17 protein-coding genes and 1 other annotated feature are annotated in these 14671 nt (G+C 42.0%); of the genes, 5 read left to right on the forward strand and 12 right to left on the reverse strand.

Going from position 1 to position 14671, the window contains the following annotated elements; genetic code table 11:
• The first annotated feature begins 86 nt into the window (after positions 1–86).
• Both ACGTN9_RS15380 and ACGTN9_RS15385 read left to right on the forward strand, forming a co-directional pair.
• Positions 87–758 carry a hypothetical protein gene (locus ACGTN9_RS15380; RefSeq protein WP_499594211.1) on the forward strand — a complete coding sequence of 224 codons (672 nt, stop codon included), beginning with the start codon at positions 87–89 and terminating at the stop codon, positions 756–758.
• A gap of 17 nt (positions 759–775) precedes the next feature.
• A complete protein-coding gene (locus tag ACGTN9_RS15385) occupies positions 776–2026 on the forward strand; it encodes an efflux RND transporter periplasmic adaptor subunit (RefSeq protein ID WP_499594213.1) in 1251 nt (416 codons plus the stop codon).
• Between the two features lie 41 nt (positions 2027–2067).
• Here ACGTN9_RS15385 and ACGTN9_RS15390 read toward each other — a convergent pair whose 3' ends face one another.
• Positions 2068–2394, reverse strand: coding sequence for a thioredoxin family protein (locus ACGTN9_RS15390; RefSeq protein WP_499594215.1), 327 nt, complete (start codon positions 2392–2394; stop codon positions 2068–2070).
• Positions 2395–3150: 756 nt separating this feature from the next.
• Between ACGTN9_RS15390 and ACGTN9_RS15395 the strand changes: the two genes are divergently transcribed.
• Positions 3151–4146, forward strand: coding sequence for an LLM class flavin-dependent oxidoreductase (locus ACGTN9_RS15395; protein WP_499594217.1), 996 nt, complete (start codon positions 3151–3153; stop codon positions 4144–4146).
• Between the two features lie 12 nt (positions 4147–4158).
• Positions 4159–4878 carry a VOC family protein gene (locus tag ACGTN9_RS15400; protein ID WP_499594219.1) on the forward strand — a complete coding sequence of 240 codons (720 nt, stop codon included), beginning with the start codon at positions 4159–4161 and terminating at the stop codon, positions 4876–4878.
• A 38-nt stretch (positions 4879–4916) separates the two neighbouring features.
• On the opposite strand, the gene ACGTN9_RS15405 is transcribed toward ACGTN9_RS15400, so the two are convergent.
• Together ACGTN9_RS15405 and ACGTN9_RS15410 are read right to left on the reverse strand one after the other, a co-directional pair.
• Positions 4917–5171 carry a DUF2164 domain-containing protein gene (locus ACGTN9_RS15405; RefSeq protein ID WP_499594221.1) on the reverse strand — a complete coding sequence of 85 codons (255 nt, stop codon included), beginning with the start codon at positions 5169–5171 and terminating at the stop codon, positions 4917–4919.
• An 11-nt stretch (positions 5172–5182) separates the two neighbouring features.
• Entirely contained in the window at positions 5183–5386 is a 204-nt protein-coding gene (locus tag ACGTN9_RS15410) for a hypothetical protein (protein ID WP_499594223.1), read from the reverse strand.
• 162 nt (positions 5387–5548) lie between these two features.
• Between ACGTN9_RS15410 and ACGTN9_RS15415 the strand changes: the two genes are divergently transcribed.
• Positions 5549–6205 carry an SIMPL domain-containing protein gene (locus ACGTN9_RS15415; RefSeq protein WP_499594225.1) on the forward strand — a complete coding sequence of 219 codons (657 nt, stop codon included), beginning with the start codon at positions 5549–5551 and terminating at the stop codon, positions 6203–6205.
• A gap of 111 nt (positions 6206–6316) precedes the next feature.
• Here the strand turns inward: ACGTN9_RS15415 and ACGTN9_RS15420 are convergent, their stop codons facing one another.
• The 9 genes from ACGTN9_RS15420 to ACGTN9_RS15460 form a co-directional block, all read right to left on the reverse strand.
• On the reverse strand, positions 6317–7393 hold the full coding sequence (locus ACGTN9_RS15420; RefSeq protein WP_499594227.1) for an NAD(P)/FAD-dependent oxidoreductase: 1077 nt from the start codon (positions 7391–7393) through the stop codon (positions 6317–6319).
• Between the two features lie 81 nt (positions 7394–7474).
• On the reverse strand, positions 7475–7792 hold the full coding sequence (locus tag ACGTN9_RS15425) for a thioredoxin family protein (protein ID WP_499594229.1): 318 nt from the start codon (positions 7790–7792) through the stop codon (positions 7475–7477).
• A gap of 28 nt (positions 7793–7820) precedes the next feature.
• A complete protein-coding gene (locus ACGTN9_RS15430) occupies positions 7821–8639 on the reverse strand; it encodes a DUF368 domain-containing protein (protein ID WP_499594231.1) in 819 nt (272 codons plus the stop codon).
• Positions 8640–8792: 153 nt separating this feature from the next.
• Positions 8793–10091, reverse strand: coding sequence for a DUF2254 domain-containing protein (locus ACGTN9_RS15435; RefSeq protein WP_499594233.1), 1299 nt, complete (start codon positions 10089–10091; stop codon positions 8793–8795).
• 120 nt (positions 10092–10211) lie between these two features.
• A complete protein-coding gene (locus tag ACGTN9_RS15440; RefSeq protein WP_499594235.1) occupies positions 10212–10778 on the reverse strand; it encodes a nucleotidyltransferase domain-containing protein in 567 nt (188 codons plus the stop codon).
• Complete coding sequence (locus tag ACGTN9_RS15445; protein WP_499594237.1) at positions 10771–11709, reverse strand: aminoglycoside phosphotransferase family protein; 939 nt, start codon at positions 11707–11709, stop codon at positions 10771–10773. Before ACGTN9_RS15445 ends, ACGTN9_RS15440 begins: the two co-directional genes overlap by 8 nt.
• 236 nt (positions 11710–11945) lie before the next feature.
• Positions 11946–12626, reverse strand: coding sequence for a TraR/DksA C4-type zinc finger protein (locus ACGTN9_RS15450; protein ID WP_499594239.1), 681 nt, complete (start codon positions 12624–12626; stop codon positions 11946–11948).
• An 80-nt stretch (positions 12627–12706) separates the two neighbouring features.
• Entirely contained in the window at positions 12707–13702 is a 996-nt protein-coding gene (locus tag ACGTN9_RS15455) for a tryptophan--tRNA ligase (protein ID WP_499594241.1), read from the reverse strand.
• A 53-nt stretch (positions 13703–13755) separates the two neighbouring features.
• Positions 13756–13987, reverse strand: a binding site (T-box leader).
• Between the two features lie 62 nt (positions 13988–14049).
• Positions 14050–14661 (reverse strand): metal-dependent hydrolase, encoded by a 612-nt coding sequence (locus tag ACGTN9_RS15460; protein WP_499594243.1) that lies wholly within the window; start codon positions 14659–14661, stop codon positions 14050–14052.
• Positions 14662–14671: the final 10 nt, after the last annotated feature.

The raw sequence follows: 14671 nt of genomic DNA on the forward strand, positions 1-14671 counted from the left end.
ATATATATAGAAAGAGTGTCAAAATTCAGCTAGAATAGTAGACAACATAAATTTATTGAAGATTACAAGGGAAGGAACAAACCACCATGTATGCGATTAACTTATTTAAATTATTCTTCCGGCGTGACGATCAGCTATTCAAACTCCATCGCGCAGAAAAAGTTTTTAACTTTTGGAAGTTAGTGTTTTTATTATTTCTGGCAACAATTCTTACTTACATATGGACAAGTTGGATTGGACTTGGCACTGACCCGATTTCTGTCAACGCTACTGAATTCACCCATAAAGAATACGAACTTCGGAAGCTATGGTTCCTCATTGGAAGGGTTGCCTATGCTATTGTATTTGCTGCTTTCATTCTCTTTGCTTCTTCTTTCATTTGGTGGTTATTCAATGATGTACGCTACCGTAAACTCATTATTATTCAGATGAATGTCTTGCTCGTGATGCTGTTAGAAAGAATCATCTGGATTCCATTAATGGTCTATACTGGAATCGACTGGTATGTTTCACCATTTTCTTTCGGAGTAGCCGCCTCCTATATCACTGGTATAGAATGGGTTATTTACTTTTTCGGGGCTATATCTGTTTTCCAGCTTTGGATTATCTGGTATCAAATCAAGTGCTTACAATACCTCTCCACCACGAAAAGATATTGGATTTGGCTTGGGGTCATCAGCTGGCACCTGCTTTTATGGGCAGGAACAGCTGCAATTTCCCGTTATGATTTATTCTTGATTTATATTTTGAATAGTTAGAATGAGGGTGAACTTACATGCATAACAAAAGAAAAAAACGATGGATTTTCTTCCTGACCTTTGCCTTTGTGCTCGCCAATTCTTTACTGATTTTCTTTGACAGGGAAAATAAGGTTGAACAAAAATCCTACATCAATGACTGGTCGGAAGCATTTACATATGACCTGATTGAAACCCTCTCTACTGATGGGGTATTTGCAGCTACGGAATCAAACCCCGTTTATTTTGATGATAGTCTTGGGTCCTTTCAACGGTTTCTTATTGAAGAAGGTGAAGAAGTCCGGGAAGGTGACGACCTCTATGAATATGAAGTGACCGACTATTATACTCAACAAACCTCTTTGGAATCAGAGGTTTTCCGGTTGGAAGAAGAAATCAACGCGATTGAAAGTTATTTGACGGAAATGGAAAGTTATGAAGTGCCAGAGCCCGACAACACTAGTGGAGGCGGCAGCTTTTTATCACCTGATGAGAAAGACGAAGAAAATCCGCCTTCTTATGCCGAGACTGAATTCATGAAAGAACAAACGATTGCTGAAAAAGAAATGGAACTGGCTCAAAACGAAGCTATGCTGGACATGGTAGAAGCCCAGCTGGATGATTTAGAATCCGAAGGCCAGATCATTAACGTCCAGAGTCCTTTCAATGGAGTGATCACGGAGCTATCAGAAGACCTTGACTCGCCTATCATCACCATGAAAGCAACTACCTTGCAGGTGGAAGGAGAATTGGAAGAATCAGAACGTAAGCGCGTGAAAGAAGATTTGAAAGCCGAAATCACTATCCCTGAGGAAGAAGAGCTTCGAATCGAAGGAACAGTTTCTTCTGTCGCTCATTTTCCAGAGGACATTTCCGTGAACCAGGCCAGTGAGTATCCTTTCGTAGTATCTGTCGAGGAAGAGCTAGCTGAAATACTGCCGGGATATCATGTTGCTGTATCCATCATCACAGACCGGGCCGATGGGGCTGTGACCGCCTTCGCTCCCCTCTTATCTACGGAAGAAAACCTGTTTGCCTGGGTGATGGATGACAATGGAAAGTTAGTTCGCCGACCGATTAAAACTGGTTTGGAAGTCGATGGGCTCGTAGAAGTAATGGAAGGATTAGAATCTGGAGAAATGCTGGCTCATATGCCACATGACCAATTCCGTAGAGGAGCCACCTTCTTCACTCCTATTCAATCGAATGAATTACGCCTTAAAGAAACGTTCGCCGTAGATACACAAACCATGTTGAATTACGGTTTGATGGGCCTTGTGGCGAGATAAATCCAGCCGGCAGCGGTTTTAAAGAAGCGCTGCCGGCTATTTTAATCGAATATTAAGCCCATCATTTTAGATAATTGTTGGTCCAGCTCTTCAATGGGGACAAACCTGGCTTTTCTATCCACCTCTTTCCCATCAACAAAGATGATGACGACCGGAACAGTGAAAATCGTATACTCTCCAGCTACGGCCGGCACATCATCCGCTTCCAATTGAAATGAATCCAATTCAGGGTATTTTTTTACCACTTCTTCTACCTGGGGCAGCAGAGAATGGCATACCGAACAGTTGGCTCCGGATATATATAATAATGCTATTTTACTCTCCGCAATTTTTTCTTTGAGGGCTTCTAACTCATAGAAACGTTCCATCTTATCACTTCCTCCCTACTTTACTTATAATTTGTATCTTCCACATTAAAGCTTTTTATATGCCAGGTTTATCAAAATGAACCTGTTAAATGTTGCTTTTATTCAACAATAGGGCCGAATTTTGGAGGACTCAGTTTCAAGAGAGTAGTGGTTCTTTACCAAAAAAGTGTTAAGGGTGGTTGGGAAACTACTCGCTTTCCTGCGGGGGAACTGGCAAGCCTCCTCGGTCGTTACACTTTCTGTGGGGTCTTGCCTAGCTCCTTCTCCCGCGGGAGTCTTGCAGTTTCCCAACCACCCCATCCGAAGGATGAGAGAAAAGAACCCCTGCCATAGATGACGGTGTCTTCTACAACAAATCATATGGAGCTATGATGCAGGATATAAGCGCGCTTTTATGAGTAGCTCTCTCTAAGCTTGTAGCACGGCATACCAATGTTTCCGTTTCTCTTATAAAAGCAAGGAGGTCCGGGAAATTGCGAGACTCCTATGGGAGGATAGTACATGGTGAGATCCCGCAAGGCGAAGCCTGAGGAAGCTCACCGTACGCCCATGGAAAGCGAGTGATTTCCCGGACCTCCAAATGCTCCCAACCGTAACGGAAACAGTTTCTCTCGAAACTGAGTCTTCAAGTAAAGGGAGCTTATCTGTAAAACTAACACTGAGATTTAACAAAGCCATCAAAATAAAAAGCGGATAGGTTGCATCCTGGTCATAGTAATGGCAGGATGTACGTGAATAGTACGAAAGGAGAAAACCATGAGACTGAGCGTATTAGATCAATCGCCTATTTTAACAAACACATCTCCAACTCAAGCTTTACAGCAAACGACGGAACTGGCTCGATTCACCGATAGGCTTGGTTATCACCGGTTTTGGGTATCCGAACATCATAGTACGAAAAGCCTGGCAGGATCCGCTCCAGAAATTCTAATTGCGCATCTTGCCGCCCATACGAAGCAAATCCGGGTGGGCACAGGAGGTATCCTCCTCCCTCATTATAGCGCGTATAAAGTCGCAGAGTCGTTTCGGGTGCTTGAAACGCTTCACCCCAACCGTATTGATTTAGGGGTCGGACGAGCACCAGGAGGCTTACCCAATGTAAACCTGGCACTGAATAATGGAAAGCATCCTTCTATTGATAGCTATCCCCAACAGGTGAAAGATCTTATGGCCTACCTTCACGGCCACGACCCTTATGAAATGAATGTTTACGCTACACCTCTGGGAGAAACAGCTCCCCCTGTCTGGATGCTCGGATCCAGTGGTACAAGTGCACGTCTTGCCTCGGATCTTGGCACTTCCTATTCTTTTGCACATTTCATTAACGGTTATGGGGGAACAAGAGCAATGAAGCGTTATGAAGAACACTTCACACCTTCCCTGCAACAGTCTCACCCAGAAGGAAATGTTTCGGTTTTTGCCATCTGCGCGGATACGGAAGATAAAGCAGAATACCTGGCCTCCAGCCTTGATTTAGCCTTGATTAAAATAGAACAAGGCGAGAAACGGGAGCATTTCCCTACTGCTGAGGAGGCCACACGCTATCCCTATACTTTTTTTGAAAAAGAACGCATCCAGGAAAACCGCCGCCGTATGGCAGTAGGGTCTCCATCCCAAGTGAAAAAAAAGCTGGAAACCCTTGCATCCGGTTATGGCGTAAATGAAATAATCATCAACACTATCGTTCATCCATTTGAAGAACGATTACGTTCCTATGAATTATTAGCTGATGTATTCGGCCTATCTAACTAAGGGGGTATATCTATGCTTGCTTTTGATCATCTGGTGATTGCGACTAATCAACCGTCCCAAGAACAAATAGCCTTTGAAGAAAATTATAGAATTAAAGGTTTTCCCGGCGGTCGGCATGAAAGCTGGGGCACATTCAATCACTTGAGTCATCTTCAAAATAATTGCTATCTCGAATGGATCGGAATTGAAAATGAAAAGATAGCGAGACATTCAGATAATCCTTTAATTCAACAGCTTGCACTTGCTTTATCGAGCGGAAGACAGGGTCCGATTCAATTCGCTTTACGTACCACAGACATGAATCACTTTATCCATACTTGGGATAAAAAAGGAATTTCTTATAAGGGACCTTTTCCCGGCAGCAGGGAGAAAACCGACGGATCCACCTTAAAATGGCGGATGCTGTTTCCAGAGGCTGCTAACCTTACTCTTCCCTTTTTAATCGAATGGGAAGGCAGTAACCGACCTGATGATCCCCATCTAATCAACACCCAGTCATTCAACAAGATTCAGACAGGAGTTCCTGATATAGCACAAACCGTTGAATTATATCAAAAGATCTACTGTTTAGGTATACCTAAATCGTCTGCAGAGAAAAGCCTCCCTTTCTATTCCTGGGATCTGGCGAACGGAAAGTTGGTACTTTCCAAAGGCGAAGGTATCAACTTAGATTTAGAAGGTACAAACACACAGTTTCAAAAACTGCCTTGGTTAAGAATTAAAGACAACTAAAAATCCTCCCACCTGTTTTTTGGTGGGAGGATTTAATATTACCGATAAAAATTCCGACCGACTGGACGCTCCAACGCTAATATGTCTTCCTCCAAATTCATTACTTTTTCTTCTACTAATCCTTTTGCATCACGAATGCCCTGATTATACATAAACGGACCAAGCTCTTTCATAAAGAAGTCCAGCAACTGTTCAGCGGCGATGCTGCCCAGCTGCTCTCCTCTTTCCAGTTCAAAATACTCCTGAATGGAAGCTACTACCTGTTCACGATCTTCTTTTTTCATTTTATTCATATATTCAACTCCTAACTATAATATCCCAGCCAATTCAATCCACTTATCAAAAGCAAGGAAACACCTGCCCCTACTCCCAGTGCTACAAAAAATAACCGCCAGCTTTTCATTTGCCACCTCACCATAATGGCTACGATCAGCGTGAAAATAAAACCGAAAAATAGCCCGGCAGCAGGTGTAGTCGGCGTTATCCAATCATACCATTGAATTCCCATCCACCAATCCCCCTTTCCTTATATGTTATTTATTTGACTCCCTCCCCTTTATTCCTTCTTAAACTTCAGTAATTCTTTTGAAGAGACCCCTCGTGATAATGGGGTTGTATTCAAACATGAATCTACCTATCCAAGCATATGCTAGATAGGAGGTGTTGCCGTATGTATCATTACCCCATGCAGCGGAATACAACTGAAAAACCATGGACAATGAAGGTCACTGGCACAGGGATGGTGGCCGCCGCTCCTGACCAGGCGGTAATCATAACTGGAGTGGAAACAGAGAATATGAGTTTACAAGAAGCTCAATCTGCAAACAGTGCATCCATCCAGAGGATTATGGAGGCCTTGATCAGGGCAGGGATACCAGAGTCCCAAATTCAAACCAGTGAATTCCGCATCAATCCAGTCTACGACTTTAAAGAAGGTGAGCAAGTATTCCGAGGCTACAAAGTCACCAACCTATTGAAAATCACCCTTTATGATATGACTGTGATTGGCTCGATCATTGACACTGCTACAGCTAATGGGGCTAATATTGTCCGTGGAGTGGAGTTTTCACTTCAGCATACGGATGTGATATACAACCAGGCTTTGACAGAAGCACTGCGACAAGCAGAACAAAAAGCACAGACAATTGCCCGCTCCCTTCATGCTACCTTGAACGCTCTCCCACACTCTGTCATTGAGAGCCCTGACAGCAGTCAGCCCTCTCCTTTCTTTAAAGCGACTGCGCTGCAAGCCGCTCCTACCCCTATTGAACCCGGTCAGCTAGTGATTAAAGCAGACGTTCTTGTCTCCTATCATTATTATCTATAGTGAATCTGAGTCAAAAGAGTTTAGAAAAAGTCTTTGCTCTATGAAAGATAAGGAAATGGCGGACAGTATACCAGAAATTAAGTGAGAGGCTGTATTTAAAACAGCCTCTCTTTAATCGTTAAGGAAATAATTCATGTAACTTTGATCAAGCTTGCTTCTTACTTTCCATGCTTGTTTGTTATGGACACTGACAGCCCCATATATGAGCAGACCTTCCTGATCACCTGTAGAAAGTATAGAGTAAGCGCGTTTTTGTGGCTGGATCTCTTCTAAAGGTGAGTCATCCAAAGAACTGCAAATATTTTTCCATAATAACTCACCTTGTCTGACGGCATGGCCTTCACTGTCTGAATGTTTAAACTTACTTCCTATAGCTGTTCCATCCCCAACAGCAAATATATATGGATGGTCTTCCACTTGAAGTGTAGGCAGATTTTCTACAAACCCCTTTTCATTTGTAGGGAGACCCGAACGTTCATAGAGAGGACTGGGTGCCGGCCTGCCTTGCCATAATAAATCCGTATACCTGATTTTGTTATTTTTCTCTGTCAGAAGATGGTCATCATGAATCGCCTGGACACTTTCATTTTCCCAAACCTGTACGTCATTTTTTTTCAGGATACGGAGAATCTTTTGATGTGTCCACTGGGACTCGCCTTCACACAAGCGGTTCTCACTGAGTAAACGCACATGTCCTTTGTTAGATAATCGTCGTTTATAAGCCTGGATTGCAAGTGCTAACTCGACTCCTAACGCATCCCCACTCACGATTAACGGGTAGTGACTTTCTCGCAGCGTATTGATTTGTTCTATAATATTTCCTTTCATTGAAGCGATTTCACCTGAAAATTGTTGTGTGCTTTTAGCCCCTATATCCAGACTTAGCATATCAAATGGGTAAACGGCGCCATCTTTACAAACAAGCTTGCGGCTGTTGGTGTTGATATAAGCTGCCTCCCTCTGAATAAAGGGAACATTTGCTTTGGAACAAAGCTTCCGCAGATCAATTTGTACCTGATTTTTTGTATAAGCACCTTCTGCATAACCAGCAAGCATAGGAGAGTAAACTTGATAGGAAGAACGCGAGATCAAAAGTAACTCCACTTGATCGGCACGCTCTTCAATCATCGTGCGAATGACATGCAAGTGTGCATGCCCACCGCCAACTAATATTACCTTTGTGGTCACAGTGATCCTTCCTCCTCTCTATTACCTGCCAATGTATAAAAAGAGCCGTCTCAATAGGCATATTGAGACCGCCCCTAGAAATCATAGATTTGCATGTAAAAATGCTTGTACTTCTTCCGGTGTTTTTGCATCCACACTATGTAAATGCGCTTGCTTTTTACCGTTTTGGAATAATAAAATGCTAGGGATACCCATCACATCATAGCGGCTTGCGATATTAGGCAGCTCATCACGGTTCACCTTGTACCATTCATACTGTTGATATTCCTCGATGATATCTCCAATAAACATATCCATCACGATGCAATCCGGACACCCGGCTCCCTCAAACTTGGTGATAACTGGTTCATTTTTTTCAATAATCTCGTCGAAAACTTCTTCTGCCTTGATCGCTTCCATGTCTTTGCCTCCTCTATAGCATCCAGTGCTAGTTGTATTCTACTCTTCCAAGCAGATAAGCAGCCAGCAATCCACCAATAAAAGCAACCACACTGACGGCCATCATCACTCCACTTTCCGGAACACCAGGAAATACTACGGCCACGGAACCAATGACTAAACCGATGATCACAGCGAAGGTGCCTTCGGTATAATTATCAAGAAAAAATTTGACTATCTTACTCATGATCACGACACCGAGCACCAGCCCGAGACCTACAACACCAATAACATCCAATTGAAAGTTAGATATGCCGTTAATGATCGTAGAATAAACACCGATAATATATAAAATCATCGATCCACTGATGCCAGGCAGTACCATTGCACTGCTGGCAATCCAACCAGAGAAGAATAACAGTACATAATTTTCTATAGTAAGGTTTTGCATCGGTTCTGTCTCACTTGCCTGGAAAAATGCCAGTGAAGCTACAAACGCCGCTCCAATTAGTAATAGTACATAATGCTTTCCTTTAAAGGTATGTTTCATATCAGCCTTATGGTATAAATACGGAAGCACTCCAATGATCAGCCCCATAAAGAAATATTGCGTCGGTCCTGGATAATGCTCAAACAGCCATTCTATCAACCTGCTCAGTACAATAAATGCTGTTCCTACTCCAATCAATAATGGAATCAAAAAACCAAGCTGTTGCTTCCACCTTTTACTGAATACCCCATTAATCGCATCGATCCAGCGATCATAAATCCCTAAAACAACTGCAATTGTCCCGCCACTGACTCCTGGCACTACATCACTTGCACCCATTAGAATCCCGCGGTAAATATTTTTCCATTCAAACCTCATGGTCCATGTTCCCCTTTTCTATGCACGATACATGCAATCATGTCTTCTATTCTACCAAAAAATTGCAATGAAGGAATACATTTTTCTTTCTAACATACTGTTCGGGTAAGCTTACAAATCTATGTACGCTTCTTTACAGAAGAAGCCCTTTTATCAAGGGCGTTCTGATTCCATATACTGATCACATGCAATAGCCAGTTTATCTACTAACTGCTTATAATAATAGTAATCAAGCTCAGCCATAGCTTCTTCATCTATAGCCGACCTCATGTATTCAGCAAACTTCCAAACTTCTTTTTTTACAGGTTTTTTATTAACAACCGCTACCCTATATAATGCATCGAGTACAGCATTCATGACGGAAATATCATGCTTTCCGTAGATTCTTATTTGATAAAAGCTTTTATACAGATAATCGCTGTAATGGGCAGGCTCCATAATCAATCGAAGATGCTCATCGTCATCGGCGTAATAGCGTATTTCTTTATATTGATCGCCAAGCTCCGCCAAAATCGATCCAATTCTATTGATACAATTTACTGCGGTATGGGGGTCGTTGATTCCCGGTGAAATAGCCTTAACAGCAATTTCAACTAATTTCTGAATAGAAAATTCAATGTCCTGCAGGTCTGTTCGTTCATTTCCGATCAAAAGGAATTCGTTACATTGGCTGGTATCACAATCAACCTCTTCCTTTTGGCCCCAATAAGTAAATAATGGCATACCTTTTTGGACGTAATCACCAATAAAGAAATGGGCTTCTAACATGAGATAATTCTCTTGTGCCCAATGTACCAGTTCTTTTATTTGCACATGTTGCACATAACCCGACCTGGAGGCAAATATATACTGTCCTTTGCCTCCCTTTAACTGGGAGATATCAGTTTCATTCCATTCGCTGGCGTCCAAGTGACTTTTCTTAGAAAATGTTTTGTCAATGATGGCTGATGTGCTTTTTCTTATTTCTCCAATCAAATTATTCACTTGGACGAACCTTGCCGAATGATGAATGAACAAAATAAAAAAAGCTAAACAAACGATGGATACTACTACCGTAAAAAACGGACTTGCCAGCGCTTGTTTTTTATCTTCTGTAAGCAGAATCAAATTCAGCAAAGTGAAAATGAAGCCAAAGGAATATACACCAAGCACATGCTGCGTCACTCTGCTCTGCATAAAATTCTGAAGCGTCCGGGGTGAGAATTGGGTAGTATAAGTAGTCAGGACAACCATTATGGTTGAAAAACTGATCGTGGTCATTGTCAAAATCGCTGTAATCAAAGCGCTATAAAGCGATTTGGCAATGTCCTGGTTGGTCAAAAAGAGATTAGGAATCGCTTTTGATATCATTGGCAGCAGTGCTTGATCGGCAAATGTGACTACTGCTACTGCAAATAATGATATTATCCCGTAAATAGTCGGTAGAAACCAAAAACTGTCTCTAATATTCACTTTTGCTTTTTTAGAATTAGAAGTTGTATTCAACCTATGTCAGCTCGATTCTATAAGATGTATTACAAGCACTCTATTGCCTTTCCTTACTCAAGTTAAACTGGGGAAAAATGACACTAGTCAGAGCAGGAGTTTCTCCAGCCATGGATGATTAGGGTGACATTGGATCAACCCCTGCTTCAACCATTCCTTCTGCCGTTCATTCAACCTTGGAAAAATGTTCTCGAAATCCTGATCATCCTTTTGCTTGGTTTCTTTTGCTTTATACAGTAAAACAATTTCTGGGTTCAAATAGGGAAAGCCTTGTTCTGAGTGAAGGTGCATATGAGAAATGGGAAAAGTGATTTCAGGGTCCCTCCGGAAGACCCAGCGGTCACCATCTCTTTCATTCAATAAGATTTCCAGTTCCTGTACATCCATTTTTGCATGGATTTCATGTACCGGCATTTCCAATTGCTCTAACTGGTTCCATTCTCTCAATTGATGATTCTCTATTACATGGACCTCCCATCCTGACATCGTTTCCTTCAGGAGAGATTGGTCATCACGAAAAATTGCCACCTCAATATCCTGATGCTGACGTGTCTCTTCACCAATATGCAAATCGATTGCCCAACCACCAGCAATGAACCATTTTCCTTCAAAAGCAGCCATCCATTGTGCGGCTTCCTGACACCTCTCAAACATGTTTATCCATCACCTTTCTTGTATAAGTTCTGTACCAATGCGGCCTATGGGAGTGGAAGTAATCATGATCTTCAAGAATTTGGTTCAGACGTTGAGAACTTAACTGAACCTGATCAGGAGTAATCTGTGCCGACCAATAAATATCTGCAGGAAAAACCATCGCTGCATAAAGGGCATAATACTCCCAAAAAACAGATGGAGGTTCTCCATTGAAATATCCATGAATCTGGCCAACAGAAAACGGTATACTAATATTTCGTGAAAAAAGCGCCATTTTATAATATTCATGATAAGGGTCTTCCCAATCATACCTTTCAAAATCTATAACCGCTTCCAACCCTTTGGAGGAGATCATTAAATTGGAAGGATGAAAATCTCCATGACTAAATACCAAAGGCCGCCCCTTGAGCAGGTGCTTGTATTGTTGTACGAATGAATCGATTTCATGCAGATCAACTGGAATAGAATCCATCTCTTTAATGGATGCCATATACTTTTCATACTTGTTATAACGGTATTCTTCCCAGGTCTGCTCTGGCTTTTCCAATGTAAGTGTATGTATTTTTAGCAGAGCTTCTCCCGCTTCCACTCCCGTTTGGTATTGTTGTTTTTCCGTGAGATATGGCAGAGTGAGTTCACCGTCCTGGCCATCGACAAACCCAAAAACCTGCACACATAGCCGGTTAGATTCCAGCATGTAAAGGGCAACAGGCTCAGCCATTTTCACACCCTTTCTTTGTAAATGATGAAGGCATTCAAACTCTTTTTCTTTCCTTTCGAATGCCTCGATACCACTGATTTTTATGAAAAACTGCTCTCCGTCAAAAAGGCTGACTATGAATTTTTCATCTGAGGAAAAACCTTTGTTGACTGGCGTCACGCTTTGAATAGATTGATCAAACAATGTGGCCAGTAATTTTTCGTATTCCATTATGACCCCTCCCAACCTTTATCACTTCTCCCTCCCCATCCTATAACCCTTCTTTGTTAGCGGTGAAACACACATAATGAAGAAATTATAGAGTTTTACTCGAAATGAATTTTGTTACTATTTTCTGCCTGTATTTGAATAGACATACAACGTTTCTTGTCTTTGGAAACGAAAGCTGCCGGATAAATATAAACAGCAACCTCCCTGCTTAAGGAAGGTTGCTGTTTTTTGATATTTTACTCTGTTTCTTCATCCTCGATATTTTCTTGTTCGTGCATATATTGATCGTATTGGACGTTACGCTGGAAATCCACTTTTTCATCCCCGGTGTATCCTTCAATTCCTGTAGAAGCAAAGTTCTCATAGGTTTCCACGTAACCAGAGCCATCTTTATTGTCCATTAACGAAGAATCTTCATAGGTCATACTGCTATCATTGAATGAAGCTACCTGCTCATAAGCGTTCTGCTCATTATACTCTGTTTCTTCGCTGCCTGTATAATACTCTTCCTCTGTTGTCTGCAGAACATCTTCCTCTGCCGGTCGGTCGTCCGAAGCACTTTGATTCGGGGATGCCTCTACTACTGTACGCGCTGTCGGTAATGCTTCCAGCCGCTCCATCGGTATTTCTTTACCAGTGACCTCGCATATCCCGTAGGTTCCATCATCCATCTGCTTTAAGGAATAGTTGATGTCTGCCAATTCTTCTTGCATATGGGCACTTAAGGCGATATCTTTCTCCCGTTCATAGAGCTCTGTTCCTGAATCTGCAGGATGGTTGTCATATTGGGATAATTCGCCGGAAGAAGTATCGCTGGCAAAACCACGGTTGAACCCGAAGTGATCATTCTGTTCAAGCTCTTGCTCGACTTCCTGTTTACGGTCTTCCAGTTGTTTTCTTAAATGATCATACTTCATCTTTATACTTCCTTCCCTGTTGGTATTGTGCTTAGTTTGACCATTGGTTGCATTTTTACCACAATATTGTAAGGGAAAGTTTATTGCAGGCCCACTTTCTTTTGCACTTCAGCTAATTTTGCTTTAGCAATCGGTCTTACTTTTTCCGCTCCTTCTGAAAGCATTCGGTCAACCTTGGTTTTATTTTCCATTAAGTCTTGAAATTTCTTTCGCGGTTCGCTTAATGTCCGGTTCATGACAGAAAATACCTCCTTCTTGATTTCCCCGTAGCTTATCCCTTGTGCAAAAGCTTGTCGCATCTGTTCCGTTTCTTTTTCTGTTGCAAACGATTGATAAAGCGAAAACAGCGTTGATCCTTCTGTCTTTTTTGGGGCATCTGGCGCTGCTGAATCCGTAATTATCCGGTTCACCAGCTTGTTAAGCTTCTTTTCCTCTTCAAACAAAGGAATCGTATTTCCATAACTTTTACTCATCTTACGACCGTCTAAACCGGGGATGACAGCTGTTTCTTCGGTAACAATATAGTCAGGAAGCTTGAATGTTTTCCCGTAAAAATGATTGAAAGAGCCAGCAATATCTCTGGCCATTTCGATATGTTGAATATTATCTTTACCGACAGGCACCTCATCAGATTCGAAAAGAAGAATATCAGCAGCCATCATAATCGGGTAATTGAATAGTCCCATATTAACGCCATCATCCTCTGTTTTCCCTTGCGCAAGATTATCATCCACTTTTGCTTTATACGCATGCGCTCGATTCATCAGTCCTTTATTGGTAACGGAGCTTAAAATCCATTGCAGGTGCACCAACTCTTTCACATCCGATTGACGATAAAACATCGAGGTGTTTGGGTCAAGCCCTAAAGCAAGCCATGTCGCAGCTACCTCATAAGTCAATTGCTTCAATTGTGATCCATCATAAATCGAATTCAATGCATGCAAATCAGCGATGAAATAGAAAGTTTCCCGTTGTTCATCTTCCGCCAGTTCCAAAGCAGGCTTGATTGCTCCGATATAGTTCCCGACATGTGGTGTTCCTGTAGGCTTTACACCTGTTATGGTACGCTGTTTCATACTGCTCCCTCCCTTTCCTAAAAATAAAAAAGAGTTCTCATCCTTTGATCCAATCAAAGGACGAGAACTCTCGCGGTGCCACCTTCATTCGCATAAATCATACGCACTTTTCCATAGCAATCACTATGGACTTCCTTTTATCGGTGGAAGCTCCGTCGCACCTACTGAAACTTTCGGCGCGAACGCTCCGAAGCCCATTCACTATTCCTGCCTTACTGATTCCCAGCAGCCATCAGCTCTCTTAAAAGGAAAGGAATACTTACTCTTCTTCATCGCAGCGTAATTATTGAATTGTTAAAATATTACTCAATTTACCTGTAAAAGTCAATAGGCTGCTGCTGATTAGATTAAGTAGCATTCATGATCAATACCCATACGTTATAAATAACCAACACGGTTACAATCGTTTTTTCTGTAACGGATCCTGTACGGAAGGTGAAAATAAAGCGGAAATGCCGTTTCGATATAGGATAAAATATCGGAATCCCTTTTTTGGTCACATAATCTCCAAGAAGATGGGATACAGCACCGGCGAGTAAGCCATATAAATAGAACCAGGGTACATGCATCCATTCAACTATCACTTGGCAATACACCCACATTACCATTAAAAACAGAATCGAATGGGTCATTTTACGATGCCCGCGAAGCATTACTAAAATGGGAATCATCATCATAACAAATATCTTCAAGTCTTCCCGGTAGGTATCAAGTACGTGTGGGAAAAATAGATAGGCTAATAAAGTGATCAGAAAAAGTAAAATCAGTAACCGCCAGAACTTGCTGCCGAGCCTGGATGCCGGTGTATCGATATCAGGCAGGAGCGCTCCGAAAAGAACGAATACAAAAAACAGTATGACATCCATCGTGTGGACAGGAGCTATGCCGAACTGCTGTAAAATCGTGATGGCAATCACCCCGAAGGTGAAGCCTAAGACTTGGTGTCCAGTTGCTAACATGATGTCTAAC

The sequence above is a fragment of the Halobacillus sp. B23F22_5 genome (assembly GCF_043497085.1).
Lineage (GTDB): Bacteria > Bacillota > Bacilli > Bacillales > Halobacillaceae > Thalassobacillus.